Here is a 14,019-nt window from a genome sequence, read left to right as displayed (position 1 = left end):
GGCCAAACCGCCCTCAGCGCTTGCAACGACGCACAATCCAGCGAGGTAGAGATGACTTATCAAAGGCAGACCAACGAACAGGACAAAGAAGTCGTTCTGGGAGAAAAGGAAGCCAAGCAGGGCCTCGAACTTCACGAGATGCGTTACGTCCTGGCGATCGGCACCGCAGGCGCGGTAATCGCACTGGCGGTTGTCGGCTACATCCTGCTTTGAGTTCTCCAGTCCGGAAGGGTAGAGCCCTTCGAAGGACCAAACAAAAGGGACGAACCTTGAAAAGGTCGTCCCTTTTGTTTTTCGGGCGAGACGTTCAACTCCCGCTCATGGAAGGTGACCCGGCAGATCGCCGGGCAGACCGATTAACGGCAAGCCGCCACATATTCACGGCCATAGGAATCGCGGTAGATACACTTGCCCGGTTCCGTTGCCCTTCCGACAAGCGCACCGGCAGCTGCGCCGACGGCGCCACCAACAAGCGCTCCGCCTGCCTTACCGGTCGTTGCAGCACCGATCGCCGCGCCTGAGGCACCACCGATCACCGCGCCCTTTTGCGTGTTGTTGCAAGCGGTCAGACCAGTCAAAGCGACCGCAACCAGCATGATTTTCCACATGATCAACTCCCTTCGTGTTGCATTAGGCAGAACGGGAGAGCAGCGGAAATGTTCCAGAAAAAGATGGAAAACTGCCGCCAAGACCAACGCAGAGATCCGTCGTGCGGAGGAACTTCTGTCAGCCTCGAACGTTTGCCCGGTATCGGGCAGCCGGCGATCCAGAAGAGGATTTCCCGGCTGCCACTTACAGGAGGATCCGACATGACTGACAGGACCAGGGACGAGATCGCCCGTATTCTGAAAGACAACACGCGCAGCAAGGCTGATCGCGTAGACGAGCTTCTGCGGATGCGAGAGGACGCACGTGCCCTGCAACGGGCGGCGACGGAAAGCCCGATGGGTAACGAAACCCCGGATTCGTCGGGCCTTCGGGACATCGACAGGGCATTGGAGCGCCTCGGCCATAGCGACCTGACCGAGGCTGAGGAAAACAGCGCCGCAACCCTTTGACCGGCGACCTTGCGCGGCCCTTCCAGCCCGGCCTGGGAGGGCGAAACGTTGAAGCCGCCGGCAAGAAAACCTATCTCTAAAGGCGAACACAAGCACAGGCGGCTCCATGAACACCACTTTTGAAGACCTTGGCTTTGACCCCGAGATCCTCGGTCCAGAGGAAGAGCAGAAGAAGACGATCCGTCAGAAATTGATGACCACGGTCCGCAAGGCCGCGCGTCAGGTGCCGTTCATGGAAGATGTCGTCGCCGGCTATTTCTGCGCGCTCGATCCCTCGACACCCAGCAAGGTACGGGCCACCGTCCTCGCATCGCTGGCGTATTTCGTGCTGCCTTTGGACGTAATTCCAGACTTTCTGATCGGCATCGGCTTCGGCGATGACGCGACCGTGCTTCTGGCGGCCCTCGCGATGATCCGCAGCCACATGCGGCCGGATCACTACCAGGCTGCAAAGGATGCCTTGAAGGACGGTGAAATCTGACCGCCTGTCTAGGGGTGGTCGCGTCCGGGCTGATCGTCTTGTGCCGGCTTGTGCGTCACTTGACCGGCCGCTTTGGTTCCGTGCCAGCAGCCTGACGTTCTCCCGGCAATCAGCCAGTAAATTCCACCGCCTATAAATCCGGCCGCCAGCGCAACCGCACTTCCCGGCCGGAAAGCACTGTCCGCGGCTTCGGCTCCAAGTGTCCAGACTGCAAAGGCGATCACCCCGGCGGCACCGACGTGAAACAGGAAACTGCGCAGCCGTGCAGCTTCGGCCAGAACGATTGCAACGGCAGCCGGGGCCAGGGCCGTGGCACCGACCACGCTTGCACCCACGAGACCGCTTCCGACCATTGTTGCAAAGGCAATCGGGTCGGCTTCGGGATGCCCGGCCCGGAAAAAGCCCCAGGCAAGGAACAGGCCGCACGCCAGCACCGCGAAGATGAAACCGAACGCGATCCTGAGAAGCTGCAACATGAATTTCCCGCCGTCCAAACCGCTGTCCTTCCTTGATATGCGCGAGCTGACTGCTTAGTTGACCATCTGCCGGTCGGATTGCAACCTTCCAGAACCGGCAGTTGCCCGACTGGCCATGATCAGGCCAGCCGGAGCCTTAGCCCCTGAAAATGTGACCCGGCATGTCGAAAACGGTGTTTTCGCTTGACTTTTTGCCGGTTTCGCAAGACGTTGGGGGATGGCGTTAGGCCATATCCATCTCAGCACCTTGGTACCAGCGTTCCGAGGGTTTTTGTGCATGGAGCATATCAAAGTCCTAGCGCCACGTTGAAACGAAAGAGGAGTTTGCGACCATTCGCCGTCCGTTCCGCGCCCCGCCTCCTACGAAGGAAGGCCCGCGCACAAACCACGAAATTCGCGTTCGCGAAGTCCAGTTGATTGATCATGAAGGCGCCAACCGTGGCGTCATCCCGACAGAAGAGGCGATGGGCATCGCCATGGATGCCGGGTTGGATCTTGTTGAAATCCAGCCGAACGCAAATCCGCCTGTCTGCAAGATCCTGGACTATGGCCGGTACAAGTACCAGGCTCAGAAGAAAGCAGCAGAAGCCCGCAAGAAACAGAAGACCGTCGAGATCAAGGAGATCAAGATGCGTCCGAACATCGACACCCACGACTACGAGGTGAAGATGAAGAGCATGTTGCGGTTCTTTGGCGAAGGCGACAAGGTGAAGGTCACACTCCGTTTCCGGGGCCGCGAAATGGCCCACCAGGACCTGGGCATGAACTTGCTCAACAAGGTCCGTGAGGAAACCAACGAAATCGCCAAGGTTGAATCCGCGCCGAAGCTTGAAGGCCGCCAGATGGTTATGGTTCTGGCTCCGATCAAGTAAGCTTCATCGCGTTTGAATGTCCGAAAACCCCGCTCCGGCGGGGTTTTCTCGTTTTCAGGCGGCAGAACAACTCATTTCCTCAAAAATCCCGTCCGGCATGTCACATCCAGCGCCGCTGTCTTGTCATTACCTGCGAACACCAGGTGTGCGCAGGAGACGAAAATGATGATGGACAATGGGAATGCAGCAGCAGGGCTTCAGACCAAGCTTGCGAATGACCGGCAATTGATTGACGTCGCCGTCGTTTTTCACAGCGGGTATGGTCACACAGAACGTCAGGCAGCGGCTGTCAGGCAGGGCATAGAGGATGTCGACGGTGCACGCGCACTGCTTCTGACGGCCGATGAAGCCAGCACCCGCTGGAACGAACTCAATGCGGCCAGCGCAATTATCTTCGGCACGCCAACCTACGTCGGCGCAGCCTCCGCCGCCTTCAAGACCTTTCAGGAAGCCAGCTCGCAGGAAATCATGTCGAAGGGCTATCTCTGGCGAGACAAGATTGCGGCCGGCTTCACCAATTCCGGTTCGCGCTCCGGCGACAAGCTGGCGGTGCTCATCCAGTTGGCCCTGTTTGCAGCCCAGCACGGCATGCACTGGGTCAGCCTGGACCTGCCGCCAGCCAATTGTTCCTCGCAAGGATCGGAAGACGATCTCAACCGGCTCGGTTTCTGGCTCGGGGCCGCGGCACAGTCGAACACCGACGAAGGGCCGCAGACAGCTCCCCCGGCCGCGGATCTGGCAACCGCCCGCCATCTGGGCAGGCGTGTGGCGAATACGGCCTTGCAGTTTGCAGCCGGACGGGCGCAAGCGCGGCCCGAACCGGCGTTGACGTGATAGGCTGTCGTGATCATGACGGACACACCGGCCCTTGAAGAAGACACAGCTTTACGCAGGCGACTGACCCGCATCGCATACCGCATGCTGGGATCAGTCTCCGACGCGGAAGACGTGGTTCAGGAAGCCTGGCTGCGCTGGCTTGCCGCCGACCGGGAAAAGGTGCGCGAGCCTGTCGCTTTCCTGAAGACCATCGTCACACGGCTTTGCCTCAATGAATTGAAATCCGCACGCCGTCGCCGCATGTCTTATGTTGGCCCCTGGCTTCCAGAGCCCCTGCTGACGACATCAGATGTCGAAGTCGCCGACGACATCACGTTGCCCGTGATGGTGGCTCTGGAGCGGCTGTCACCGCTCGAAAGGGCCGCCTTTCTGCTGCATGACGTTTTCAGCATGGGTTTCGAGGAAATTTCGACCGCCATCAACCGGGAACCGGCAGCCTGCCGCAAGCTCGCCAGCCGGGCCAGGGCAAGGCTGCAGGAAGCAAGACCACGCTTTTCCGCCACGCCGGAACAGGGCCGGAAGCTGGCGACCGCCTTTTACGAAGCATCGCGCAGCGGCGACATGGAGAAACTCCAATCCCTGCTGGCCGAAGACATCGTCGTCTACGCCGACGGCGGCGGCAAGGTGCCTGCCACTTCAGCTCCGACATTCGGGCACGAACGGTCGATGAGCCTCTTTGCGGCACTCGCCCGCTATTTCAGAAAGGCTCCGTCACGCCTGATCCGGTTTGCTGACATTGACGGACTGCCCGGTTTTGTAACCGAGGAAGATGGCGGCATTGTCCAGACAACCGCATTGCAGATCCGGGACGGCAGGATCATCGCCATCTATGTGACCCGCAACCCGGAAAAGCTCAGGCATCTTGGCGCAGAGCAGGAGGACACGATACGTCCGCCAATTGACCTGAACTGATCAGCACGAGTGGAAATCAGTTTCGCGGCGTTATCCGATAAGCCGGTTCACATCAACAACCGGCATTCCTGCGTTGTGCGCTGCCTCAAGCCCCTGATGACTGTCCTCGAACACGAGGCATTGTGCGGCTGCGACACCGAGCCGGGAAGCGGCTTCCAGGAAGAGATCCGGCGCCGGTTTGGCATGGGCAACGTCATCAATCGTGACAACCGTATCGAACAACGGCAGCAGTCCCGTCTCCTTCAACGACGCCAGCACCACTTCCTGCGGTCCACCAGAGGCGACCGCCATCGGCAACTTGCCGTGAAACCTCCGCGCAATGGCGCTTATTACCTCGATCTCGCCGACTTCACCGATCCGGGCCAATACTGCCGTGCGCATCTCCCGAACGGCCAGTGGGCGATCCACCGTAACGCCGTGCTCGGCTTCGTAGTCATCAAGCAGCACATGTTCCGACATTCCCGCCCGGGCGTGGTACCAGTCCGGCTCCATATGATGACCGGCGGCCCTGAACGCGTCCTGCCAGGCACCGGCATAGAGCGTTGGTGTTTGCACCAGCGTACCATCACAATCGAAAATCAGGGCCTGCGCCCGTTGGAGAAGCGTCTCCAGTTCATTCATGTCATTGGGCTTTCGATGAGAATTGCACGGAAATCGTTGACGTTGGTGAGGGTTGGCCCCGGCACCACCTGATCGCCAAGAGCCGCGAAGAAACTGTGGCTGTCATTGTCGCCGAGCATGGCGACCGGGTCGAGGCCAAGCACCTCTGCACGCTCAAGAGTGCTTGGGCCAACAACCGCCCCTGCAACATCCGCCGCCCCGTCGACACCGTCTGTGTCACAGGCAATCCCGTAAAGACCGTCAGCTCCCTTGAGCGCGATCGCGAGCGCAAGGGCAAATTCCGCATTCGGACCACCACAGCCCTTGCCGCGCCGCGTCACCGTGCATTCACCGCCGGACAGAAGCAGGACGGGCCGCCCACCCGGTTTCATCGCCTGCTGGCGTTCGATCGCGAGTCTCGCCTGCTGTTCAGCCACTTCGCGCGCCTCGCCTTCAATGGCATCCCCCAGGATCTCGACTTCCATACCTTCGTCGGCTGCCAGGCTTGCCGCTGCTTCCAGCGAAAGCGATGGTGCCGCGATGATGCGGTTTTCCACCCTCGACACTCTTTCATGTTCCGGCGGCAGCACTCCGGTGGCGCTGTCCAGCACAGCGAGAACAGATGCCGGCACAGACATGCCAAAGCGTTCGATAACCGCACGCGCGTCCGCTGGCGTCATCCGATCGCCGACCGTCGGGCCCGAGGCAATGAAGGCCGGATCGTCACCGGCAACATCGGAAATGATCAACGCCGTCATCCGGGCAGGATAGGCTGCCGCTGCAAGCTGGCCACCCTTGACCAGGCTGACATGCTTGCGGACCGTGTTCATGTCGGTGATTGGCGCGCCTGATGCCAGCAGGGCTTCATTCAAGGCTTGCAGGTCAGCCAGCGAAATATCTCCGGCCGACGCCTCCAGCAGCGCCGACGCCCCGCCTGAAATCAGCGCAATCACGTGATCCGCTTCTTCAAGCGAGGACAACAGACCGAGAAGGCGCTGTGTTGCCTGAAGCCCACGCCCGTCCGGCACCGGATGTGATGCCTCGACGATTTCGATCCCCCGGCAAGGCCTGGAGTAGCCGTAGCGAGTGATGACCAGTCCCTCTGAAGCCCCCCAGGCTGCTTCAACCGCTTCGGCCATGCGTGCCGACGCCTTGCCGGCACCGATCACGACCGTCCGGCCGTCAACCCTTTCCGGCAGGAATGCGGGAACGCACTTCATCGGGTCGGCCGCTGCAACGGCCGTCTCGAACAGACGCCGCAACAGGGCCTCACGCGAACAATCTGTCATGCATCGAGCCCCAGGGTCGATTGCCGTTTGATCAGCTCGACCGGATAATGTTTCGTGTCGGGTGGCCTGACGCCGTCGACAATCCAGGCCAGCATCGCTTCGGCAGCATTGCGGCCGAACAGCGCAGTATCGCAGCGCACCGAGCTGAGCCTGGGAAAGGCCAGTGAGCATTCCTCGATATCGTCGAAGCCGATGATCCTGAAATCCTGACCAACCTTGATGCCAAGCTCGGCAAAGCCGCTCAGCATGCCAAGCGCAACCAGGTCACTGAAACAGATCGCCGCTTCCAGGCCTTCGTGTTCCTGAAGGATCTTCAGCGCGATTTCACGGCCGAACTGCCTCGATGGCCGTCCGTGAAAAATGGTCGGCGCAAGGCCGTTCGCCTGCATCACGCTTCGATAGCCGGACATGCGCTCCAAGGTGATCGGACGATCCGCCAGACCGCCGGCAAAGGCGATCTTCTGACATCCCGTATCGATCAGGTGCCGTGTCGCTGCTTCGCCTCCAAAGGCGTAGTCATGCGAAGCGAAGGGAAACAGGTCCGTGCGCTCGTCCAGCTGGCGCAGCACCTGCATGGTGGGAATTCCGGCCCGCTCGATCCGCTCGAACGGGCTTTCGTCGCCGCCATAGGTCGGCGAGATGACGAAGGCCGACACGCCATGCTCGATCATGCTGTCGATCACCTGAGCCTGGATTTCCGGGTCCTCATCCGTATTGGCGATGACGGTCGAGTATCCCTTGCTGGCAAAGGTCATCTGCGCACTGGCGGCAAATTCGGTGAAGAAGGGGTTGCGCAGGTCGTTGATGATCAGGCCGATGAGGCCGGATGCAGCGCCCCGCAAGCCGGCAGCCGAGCGGTTGTAGACATAACCAAGCTCATCAATTGCCCTGGCCACCTCTTCCCGGGTTGACTGTTTCACCAGCGACGAATTCTGGAGCACCAGCGAGACGGTCGATTTCGAAACGCCCGCCTGCCTTGCAACATCCAGAATTGTCGGCCGCTTCTTCATGAAAGGTCTATCCGATCCCGTGCAGTTTCAGGAGCAGCCCCATGCGCTCCTCGGCGATCTCCGGCTTTGACAACAAACGCGCCTGATCCGCAAGCCGGAAGACCTCTGCATAATGGGCAATCTCACGCGAAGACTGAAAACCGGCCGGCATGATGAAGTGGCTCTGGGCATCGTTCAGCCAGGCAAGAAACGCGATTCCGGCCTTGTAGAAGCGGGTCGGAGCCTTGAAGATTTCCCGGCTCAGCGGAACGGTTGGCGCGAAGAGCTGGTGATAGGTATCCATATCCCCTTCCGCCAATGCCTCAAGCGCCTGGCTCGCCACGGGGGCAATCGCCGCAAAGGCCCCTAGCAGAGCATGCGAATAGTGCTTGCCATCGCCGGCGATCAGATCTGCATAGTTGAAGTCATCGCCGGTATAAAGCCGCACACCGTCGGGCAAGCGTGCACGGAAGGATTCTTCGTGTGCCTGATCGAGCAAGGAGATCTTGATGCCGTCGACCTTCGCTGCATGGCTTTCGATGATGGCGAGGACGGCGTCGGACGCCGCCGAGACATCCTTAGACCCCCAATAGCCGGTCAATTCCGGATCGAACATATCGCCCAGCCAGTGCAGGATGATCGGCTCCCGCGCCTGACGGATCAGCCGGCCATAGACGTCGGCGTAATCGTCCGACCCGGCCCCGATGGCGGGAAACGCCCGCGATGCCATCAGGATCGCCTGACCGCCTGCCGCCTCGATGGCCTCCAGCTGGACCGTATAGGCCGCAACGATGTCGTCCTTCGTCTTGAGATTTTCCAGCGGCACCTGATCGGTGCCTGCCCCGCAGGCAACACGCGGCTTCAGCGGATGCGCCTTCGCCTCTTTCATGGTGCGTTCGATCAGTTCCTTTGCCGTTGCCCAGTCAACGCCCATGCCGCGCTGCGCAGTGTCCATCGCCTCGGCCAATCCCAGCCCCTGATCCCACAGCCAGTGCCGGAATTTCAGCGTATTTTCCCAATCGACAGCCGGAGAACCAACCCAGGGATCGCGCTCGCGCAGCGGATCGGACACCACATGCGCTGCGGCAAAAGCGGTGCGGGTCAGCGGCACGCGCGGGGCACGCGGGGTCAGGGCTTCTCCGATGAGGCTGTAGGGTTCCAGACGGTTTTCGTAGGTGGGCAGGGTCAGCATGATACGCTCCGGAAACTTGGCGGCCGGTCAGGCCGAGACGGGAATATCGAGGACGAGAATGCCATCGATCCCGGCGATGGCATTGGCGACCAACTTGGCGCCGAGCGCCTTGTGGTCCGGATGGGTCTGGTAGGCTTCCAGTGCCTCCCAGCTTTCGAAATCGACGGTGAAACCGTGCATGTAGCCCCGTTCGATCTGTTCCGGGCTTTCGCTGCGGCCCGAAACGATCTCGCCGATGCCGGACACCTGATCGCGGATGCTTCTGAGTTCCTGAAACAGGCTTTCGATCAGCTCTTCGGCAACGTCCGGCTGAAACTTGATGAGAACGATATGGCGGATCATGACAGCGCCCCGTGATCTTGGTGGATCATGTCGGAGGCTTTCTCGCCGATCATGATGGCCGCGGCATTGGTGTTGGATGAGATGACCGTCGGCATGATCGAGGCATCGACCACACGTAACCCCTCGATACCGTTGAACCTCAGGCGCGGATCGACCACGGCCTTGTCGTCGGAGCCCATGCGGCAGGTACCTGCCGGGTGATGGGAGGTCTTGGAGTGTTCGCAGATGAAGCGGAAGTAGTCTTCGTCGGTCTTCACTCCTGGCCCCGGCAAGTGCTCGGCCTTGATGAAGGGCTTCAGCGGTGCCTGCGCCAGAATTTCCTGCGTCAGCTTCAGACCCCGGATCGACATTTCCCGGTCCTGGCTGTCCTGCAGGTAATTCGGGTCGATTAACGGAGCATCTGCGGGATTGGAGCTCTTCAGGCGCACGCTGCCCCTTGAGCGCGGACGAAGATAACAGGAGTTGAGCGTCACGCCGCCGTCCGGCATGGCGGCAACGCCGGATTCGATCCCCGTCCCCAGACCCAGATGGAACTGAAGGTCCGGCGAACGCGCATCGGGGTTCGCGTACCAGAACCCGCCCGTCTCGAACAGGCTGGAGGACACCGGCCCGCGCCGGGTGAGCAGATATTGAAGGCCGGCCAGCACAGAGAGATGCGGCTTGGCATAGCGGTCGTAGGTATGCGGGCCACTGACTTCGCAAATGCAGTAAAGGTCTAGATGGTCCTGCAGGTTGGAACCGACCTCAGGCTGGTCATAGGCGATATCGATGCCGAGCTTTCTGAGTTCGTCCGCGGGACCGATGCCGGAAAGCTGAAGCAGACGGGGCGAGCCGATGGAGCCGGACGACAGAATGACTTCAGAGCCCGCCGTCAGCCGGGTGCCGTCGATAAGTTCGACACCGGTCGCCTTGCCACCTTCCACCACGATACGGCGCACCTGGGCACCGATCTTGATGTGGAGATTGGGCCTGCCCTTGTTGGGCGCCAGATACGCCATGGCGGAGGAAGACCGGCGGGCATTGCGCTGTGTCAGCTGGTAGTAGGCAACACCGTCCTGCTTCTCGCCGGTCACGTCCTCGTTTTTCGGAATGCCGAGCGCAGCAGCGGCTTCGAAATAGGCTTCGCAGATCGGCAGCGGGGCACAGGGCCTGGAAACGCCGAGCGGGCCGCCCTTGCCGTGGTAGCGGTTGTCGTAGGTGTCGTTGTCCTCGGCCTTGCGGTAATAGGGCAGAACATCTTCATAGCCCCAGCCCTCGCAGCCCATCTGACGCCACTCGTCATAATCGAGCGCATTGCCGCGGGTATAGATCTGCGCATTGATGGCCGAACCGCCGCCAATCACCTTGGCCTGGGTATACCGGAACACGCGGTTCTGCATGTGTTTTTGCGGCACCGTGTGCCAGCCCCAGGAGCCGATCCCCTTGGTCATTTTCGCAAAGCCGGCAGGCAGGTGATAGAACGGATGCCAGTCGCGTCCGCCTGCTTCCAGCAGCAGCACGGAAACGTCCGGGTTCTCGGTTAAACGCGCGGCAACAACCGAGCCGGCGCTGCCACCACCGATGATGATGAAGTCGTAGCCTGTATTCATCTGAAGTCTCTCAGAACAACTCGCTCTAAAGCCGGGGGATCGACAGTCCGCCGTCCACCGCGAAGGTCGAACCGGTTGCAAAGGCCATTTGGCCATCGGCAATCGGCACGATGATTGAGCCGATATCGGCGGGCTGCCCCCACCTGGCAGCAGGCACCAGACCGCCTTCGATCCGGGCCGTGTATTTGTCTTTCACTCCGGCGGTCATGCCGGTTTCGATGATGCCTGGCCTTAGCTCGAAGACACCGATGCCATGCGGCGCAAGCCGGACGGCGAAAAGCTCCGCCATCATGGCGGCGCCTGCTTTCGACAGGCAGTATTCCGCCCTTTCGATCGACACCATCTCCGCACTTACGGAGGTGATGAAACTCATCGAGCGATAGCTGTCTGACGGCTGATTCAGCATGCGTCTCGCCACTTCCTGCGCCAGGAAGAAGGCCCCGCGCAGGTTGACACCCATGACGAAGTCGAAACTGTCGGGCGCCAGATCCAGCATGTCGCCCCGGATCCTGGCCGGAACGCCCGCGTTGGAAACAAAAGCCGTCACCGGCCCGAGATCCGCCTCCACCCGGTCGAGCAGCGTCTTGCAATGGTCGATGTCCAGAAGGTCATGCCGGAAATAGCGGCCCTTGCCACCCAGGCTGTTCAGGGCTTCGATCACCTCCGGTGCGCCCGCTTCTTCCTGAGCGGCGATGGCAACCGTGTAACCGGCCTCCGCGAGAGCCCTCGAAATGCCAAGACCGATGCCGCGCTGGCCACCGGTGACAAGTGCGATCCTGTTCATGCCGCCAGGTCCTTCTTGATCGTTTCGGCGGCGCGCAGTGCCAATGCCGCAACCGTGAGGGCCGGATTGACGGCAGCCGAAGTCGGCAGCGCTCCCGCATCGGCCACAAACAGGTTCGGATGATCCCAGGACCGGCAGTCCGGATTGAGCACGGAGTTAGCCGGATCATCGCCCATGCGCACCGTGCCGCACTGATGCGAAGGCACCCTGCCGTCGAACAGGCGCGACAGAACCAGCGGGAAACCGGCCTCGCGCAGGGTCTTGCGGGTCTTCTCGACCAGCTTCCTGTGCGCCGTCATGTTGGACCGCTGCCAGATGAGCTGGATCTTGCCGTCCTTCAGGACAACCCGGCTTTCAGGATCAGGCAGATCCTCGGAAATCAGATAGAGATCAAGGGCATGCCCAGAAATCCAGCGGGCAGCGAATTTCGGCAACTGCGGCACCTGGATCTTCAGGATATCCGGCGTTACCCGCCCCAGCAGCTGGACGTTGCCCAATGGCTTGCCGTCTTCGCCGTCATCGAGATACCAGTCATTCAGGCCGAAGGTCTTCTGATAAACGGAAGTATTCCGGAACCGCGGATCGATGGCGATCATCGCCGTCGCATTGTGGTTCATGAAACAACGGCCGACATAGTCCGAGAGGTTGGCAACGCCGGACCGCAACAAGAGCGCCGCGGACTGGACCGCCCCCGCACACAGGGCAACGACCCCCGGTGTCAGGCAGATCTCTTCACCGTCCTTGCTGTAGTGGACTTCATCTATTCGGCCGGACTTGTAGCCCGTCCGGAGCGCGGTGACTTCGGCACCGGTGACAAGGGTGACGTTGTCATGGGCCATTGCGGCTTCCAGCGCACAGGTTTCCGCATCCATCTTGCCGCATCTGAGATCGGGGTAACCGTCCCAGCCGGTGTGCCCGGCATCCAGCCAGCGGTCGATATCAACCCCCAGGGGCAGGCTGAACGGGCGAACGCCCGCCTGCTCAAGGCGCCGCCGGGCAATCCGGATGGCTTCCTCGTCCGGGATGGGCGGAAACGGATATGGCCTACCGTGCGGCGGTTCAGTCGGATCGGAAGCGGTATCCCCCCGAACCTGGAAAAGCTGTTCGGCGGCGTCATACCAGGGCGACAGCTCGTCATAGGCAATCGGCCAGGCAGGTGAAACACCGTCATAATGCTCCAGCGCGCTGAAGTCCTCTTCCCGGTAACGGATCAGCACCGCACCGTAGAGCTTCGAGTTGCCACCGACATTGTAGTAATTGCCCGGCTCGAACGGATTACCCTGTCCGTCGAGCCAGGTTTCCGGTGCCCGGAAGGCGCTGTTGGTATAGATGCGCCAGGGGTCCCGGGCCGGAGCATCGTCCGGTATCCGGTATCCCCGTTCCAGAATCGTGATCTTGGCCCCGGTCGGAGCAAGGCCTGCGGCAAGGGAAGCTCCCCCCATGCCGCTGCCGATGATCACAATGTCGGGCGCCGTATTCATGGGTCAGGCGATCCGCTTTTCGGTCTTCGGGTCGAAAGCGACCGCCTTTTCCATGTTGAAGGCAAACGGGAACACTTCTCCCGCCTTCACGGCAACGTCGGCACGGAAGCGGCCGGTCACGTCCTTGCCGCCGATCTGGCTGACGACGAACGTGTCGGAGCCTGCCGGCTCGGTGACTTCCACCGGAGCATCGACGATGTGAACCGCCTTGGAATTGCGGTCGGCACCATCCTTGTCGGTAATGGCTTCCGGCCGAATGCCGAGGATGATGTCCTTGCCGATGCTGGAAGAGAGCGCGTCGGAGGCAAACGGAATGGCCGCCGTCTTGCCGTCTGCCAGCGAGACTTCCGCAGCCGGCCTGCCGTCCGCCGAGACCACCTTGGCCGGGAACAGGTTCATGGAAGGCGATCCCATGAAGCCCGCCACGAACATGTTGGCCGGATTGTCGTAGATCTCTTTCGGCGTGCCCAGCTGCTGGACATAGCCACCGAACATGACAGCGATCCGGGTCGACAGCGTCAGTGCCTCGATCTGGTCATGGGTCACATAGACGATTGTCGTGCCGAGCTTCTGGTGCAGCTTCTTGATTTCCGTGCGCATGTCGACGCGCAGCTTTGCATCCAGGTTGGACAGCGGCTCGTCGAACAGGAACACGTCCGGCTCGCGCACCAGTGCACGCCCCATGGCGACACGCTGGCGCTGACCACCGGAAAGCTGGCCCGGCTTGCGGTCGAGCAGATGGCTGATCTGAAGGAGATCGGCCACCTGGCCGATCCGCTTTTCGCGTTCCGGCTTCGCAATGCCGTGCATTTCCATGCCGAAGGAGATGTTCCCGGCAACGGTCATGTTCGGGTAAAGCGCGTAGGACTGGAACACCATTGCGATGTTGCGGTCCGCCGGCTTGACGCCGTTCATGCTCTTCCCCTTGATCGCGATCTCGCCGGAAGTGATGTCCTCCAGGCCGGCAATCATGTTGAGCAGGGTGGACTTGCCGCAGCCGGACGGGCCGACGAGCACGAGGAACTCGCCCTCTTCGATGGAGATGTCGGTTTCATGCAGGACCCGCAAGGATCCATAAGACTTGGTCGCCTGCTTGATGTCGAGAAAGCCCATTGTC

Annotated in this window: 17 protein-coding genes; 6 read left to right on the top strand and 11 right to left on the bottom strand. The window is 61.0% G+C overall.

Going from position 1 to position 14,019, the window contains the following annotated elements; genetic code table 11:
- Positions 1 to 51 precede the first annotated feature (51 nt).
- Positions 52 to 213 (top strand): hypothetical protein, encoded by a 162-nt coding sequence (locus J7447_RS23210; RefSeq protein ID WP_158514155.1) that lies wholly within the window; start codon positions 52 to 54, stop codon positions 211 to 213.
- Positions 214 to 356: 143 nt separating this feature from the next.
- On the opposite strand, the gene J7447_RS23205 is transcribed toward J7447_RS23210, so the two are convergent.
- On the bottom strand, positions 357 to 608 hold the full coding sequence (locus J7447_RS23205; protein WP_023002955.1) for a YMGG-like glycine zipper-containing protein: 252 nt from the start codon (positions 606 to 608) through the stop codon (positions 357 to 359).
- A gap of 201 nt (positions 609 to 809) precedes the next feature.
- Between J7447_RS23205 and J7447_RS23200 the strand changes: the two genes are divergently transcribed.
- Together J7447_RS23200 and J7447_RS23195 are read left to right on the top strand one after the other, a co-directional pair.
- The gene (locus tag J7447_RS23200) at positions 810 to 1,058 is read left to right on the top strand and encodes a hypothetical protein (protein ID WP_075283357.1); all 249 of its coding nucleotides are present in this window, start codon (positions 810 to 812) and stop codon (positions 1,056 to 1,058) included.
- A 106-nt stretch (positions 1,059 to 1,164) separates the two neighbouring features.
- Complete coding sequence (locus J7447_RS23195) at positions 1,165 to 1,539, top strand: YkvA family protein (RefSeq protein WP_023002953.1); 375 nt, start codon at positions 1,165 to 1,167, stop codon at positions 1,537 to 1,539.
- 8 nt (positions 1,540 to 1,547) lie between these two features.
- On the opposite strand, the gene J7447_RS23190 is transcribed toward J7447_RS23195, so the two are convergent.
- A complete protein-coding gene (locus J7447_RS23190; protein WP_209171079.1) occupies positions 1,548 to 2,015 on the bottom strand; it encodes a hypothetical protein in 468 nt (155 codons plus the stop codon).
- A gap of 332 nt (positions 2,016 to 2,347) precedes the next feature.
- Here J7447_RS23190 and infC point away from each other — a divergent pair, with 332 nt between their 5' ends.
- The 3 genes from infC (at position 2,348) to J7447_RS23175 (ending at position 4,636) form a co-directional block, all read left to right on the top strand.
- Positions 2,348 to 2,887 (top strand): translation initiation factor IF-3, encoded by a 540-nt coding sequence (gene infC / locus J7447_RS23185; RefSeq protein WP_075283347.1) that lies wholly within the window; start codon positions 2,348 to 2,350, stop codon positions 2,885 to 2,887.
- Positions 2,888 to 3,055: 168 nt separating this feature from the next.
- Positions 3,056 to 3,721 carry a flavodoxin family protein gene (locus J7447_RS23180; protein ID WP_209171108.1) on the top strand — a complete coding sequence of 222 codons (666 nt, stop codon included), beginning with the start codon at positions 3,056 to 3,058 and terminating at the stop codon, positions 3,719 to 3,721.
- Positions 3,722 to 3,736: 15 nt separating this feature from the next.
- On the top strand, positions 3,737 to 4,636 hold the full coding sequence (locus J7447_RS23175; protein WP_209171078.1) for a sigma-70 family RNA polymerase sigma factor: 900 nt from the start codon (positions 3,737 to 3,739) through the stop codon (positions 4,634 to 4,636).
- A 30-nt stretch (positions 4,637 to 4,666) separates the two neighbouring features.
- Here J7447_RS23175 and J7447_RS23170 read toward each other — a convergent pair whose 3' ends face one another.
- Genes J7447_RS23170 through ugpC form a run of 9 tightly spaced genes read right to left on the bottom strand, consistent with a single transcriptional unit; the run spans position 4,667 to position 14,015 of the window.
- Positions 4,667 to 5,257 (bottom strand): HAD family phosphatase, encoded by a 591-nt coding sequence (locus J7447_RS23170; RefSeq protein ID WP_209171077.1) that lies wholly within the window; start codon positions 5,255 to 5,257, stop codon positions 4,667 to 4,669.
- Positions 5,254 to 6,525 (bottom strand): glycerate kinase, encoded by a 1,272-nt coding sequence (locus tag J7447_RS23165; protein ID WP_209171076.1) that lies wholly within the window; start codon positions 6,523 to 6,525, stop codon positions 5,254 to 5,256. Before J7447_RS23165 ends, J7447_RS23170 begins: the two co-directional genes overlap by 4 nt.
- Positions 6,522 to 7,535, bottom strand: coding sequence for a LacI family DNA-binding transcriptional regulator (locus tag J7447_RS23160; RefSeq protein WP_023002945.1), 1,014 nt, complete (start codon positions 7,533 to 7,535; stop codon positions 6,522 to 6,524). Before J7447_RS23160 ends, J7447_RS23165 begins: the two co-directional genes overlap by 4 nt.
- Before the next feature lie 7 nt (positions 7,536 to 7,542).
- Positions 7,543 to 8,706 carry a dihydrodipicolinate synthase family protein gene (locus J7447_RS23155; protein WP_209171075.1) on the bottom strand — a complete coding sequence of 388 codons (1,164 nt, stop codon included), beginning with the start codon at positions 8,704 to 8,706 and terminating at the stop codon, positions 7,543 to 7,545.
- Between the two features lie 27 nt (positions 8,707 to 8,733).
- Entirely contained in the window at positions 8,734 to 9,048 is a 315-nt protein-coding gene (locus J7447_RS23150; RefSeq protein WP_209171074.1) for a Dabb family protein, read from the bottom strand.
- A complete protein-coding gene (locus J7447_RS23145; RefSeq protein ID WP_286189470.1) occupies positions 9,045 to 10,637 on the bottom strand; it encodes a GMC family oxidoreductase N-terminal domain-containing protein in 1,593 nt (530 codons plus the stop codon). Before J7447_RS23145 ends, J7447_RS23150 begins: the two co-directional genes overlap by 4 nt.
- Before the next feature lie 25 nt (positions 10,638 to 10,662).
- On the bottom strand, positions 10,663 to 11,421 hold the full coding sequence (locus J7447_RS23140; RefSeq protein ID WP_209171072.1) for a 3-ketoacyl-ACP reductase: 759 nt from the start codon (positions 11,419 to 11,421) through the stop codon (positions 10,663 to 10,665).
- The gene (locus J7447_RS23135; protein ID WP_152505378.1) at positions 11,418 to 12,902 is read right to left on the bottom strand and encodes a GMC family oxidoreductase; all 1,485 of its coding nucleotides are present in this window, start codon (positions 12,900 to 12,902) and stop codon (positions 11,418 to 11,420) included. Before J7447_RS23135 ends, J7447_RS23140 begins: the two co-directional genes overlap by 4 nt.
- Before the next feature lie 3 nt (positions 12,903 to 12,905).
- On the bottom strand, positions 12,906 to 14,015 hold the full coding sequence (gene ugpC, locus J7447_RS23130; RefSeq protein ID WP_055659653.1) for a sn-glycerol-3-phosphate ABC transporter ATP-binding protein UgpC: 1,110 nt from the start codon (positions 14,013 to 14,015) through the stop codon (positions 12,906 to 12,908).
- Positions 14,016 to 14,019 lie beyond the last annotated feature (4 nt).

Source organism: Labrenzia sp. R5_0 (assembly GCF_017743835.1).
In the GTDB taxonomy this organism is placed as follows: domain Bacteria; phylum Pseudomonadota; class Alphaproteobacteria; order Rhizobiales; family Stappiaceae; genus Roseibium; species Roseibium algicola.
Note: the sequence above shows the minus strand (reverse complement) of the source record. Positions and strands in the feature narration are given on the sequence as shown.

Excerpts from the sequence above, each read along its gene's own strand:
- J7447_RS23190 (WP_209171079.1), bottom strand. The coding sequence starts at position 2,015 with ATGTTGCAGCTTCTCAGGATCGCGTTCGGTTTCATCTTCGCGGTGCTG.
- J7447_RS23145 (WP_286189470.1), bottom strand. The coding sequence starts at position 10,637 with ATGAATACAGGCTACGACTTCATCATCATCGGTGGTGGCAGCGCCGGC.
- J7447_RS23170 (WP_209171077.1), bottom strand. The coding sequence starts at position 5,257 with ATGAATGAACTGGAGACGCTTCTCCAACGGGCGCAGGCCCTGATTTTC.
- J7447_RS23205 (WP_023002955.1), bottom strand. The coding sequence starts at position 608 with ATGTGGAAAATCATGCTGGTTGCGGTCGCTTTGACTGGTCTGACCGCT.
- J7447_RS23150 (WP_209171074.1), bottom strand. The coding sequence starts at position 9,048 with ATGATCCGCCATATCGTTCTCATCAAGTTTCAGCCGGACGTTGCCGAA.
- J7447_RS23175 (WP_209171078.1), top strand. The coding sequence starts at position 3,737 with ATGACGGACACACCGGCCCTTGAAGAAGACACAGCTTTACGCAGGCGA.
- J7447_RS23195 (WP_023002953.1), top strand. The coding sequence starts at position 1,165 with ATGAACACCACTTTTGAAGACCTTGGCTTTGACCCCGAGATCCTCGGT.
- J7447_RS23180 (WP_209171108.1), top strand. The coding sequence starts at position 3,056 with ATGGACAATGGGAATGCAGCAGCAGGGCTTCAGACCAAGCTTGCGAAT.
- J7447_RS23210 (WP_158514155.1), top strand. The coding sequence starts at position 52 with ATGACTTATCAAAGGCAGACCAACGAACAGGACAAAGAAGTCGTTCTG.
- J7447_RS23160 (WP_023002945.1), bottom strand. The coding sequence starts at position 7,535 with ATGAAGAAGCGGCCGACAATTCTGGATGTTGCAAGGCAGGCGGGCGTT.
- J7447_RS23135 (WP_152505378.1), bottom strand. The coding sequence starts at position 12,902 with ATGAATACGGCGCCCGACATTGTGATCATCGGCAGCGGCATGGGGGGA.
- J7447_RS23200 (WP_075283357.1), top strand. The coding sequence starts at position 810 with ATGACTGACAGGACCAGGGACGAGATCGCCCGTATTCTGAAAGACAAC.
- J7447_RS23140 (WP_209171072.1), bottom strand. The coding sequence starts at position 11,421 with ATGAACAGGATCGCACTTGTCACCGGTGGCCAGCGCGGCATCGGTCTT.
- ugpC (WP_055659653.1), bottom strand. The coding sequence starts at position 14,015 with ATGGGCTTTCTCGACATCAAGCAGGCGACCAAGTCTTATGGATCCTTG.
- J7447_RS23165 (WP_209171076.1), bottom strand. The coding sequence starts at position 6,525 with ATGACAGATTGTTCGCGTGAGGCCCTGTTGCGGCGTCTGTTCGAGACG.
- J7447_RS23155 (WP_209171075.1), bottom strand. The coding sequence starts at position 8,706 with ATGCTGACCCTGCCCACCTACGAAAACCGTCTGGAACCCTACAGCCTC.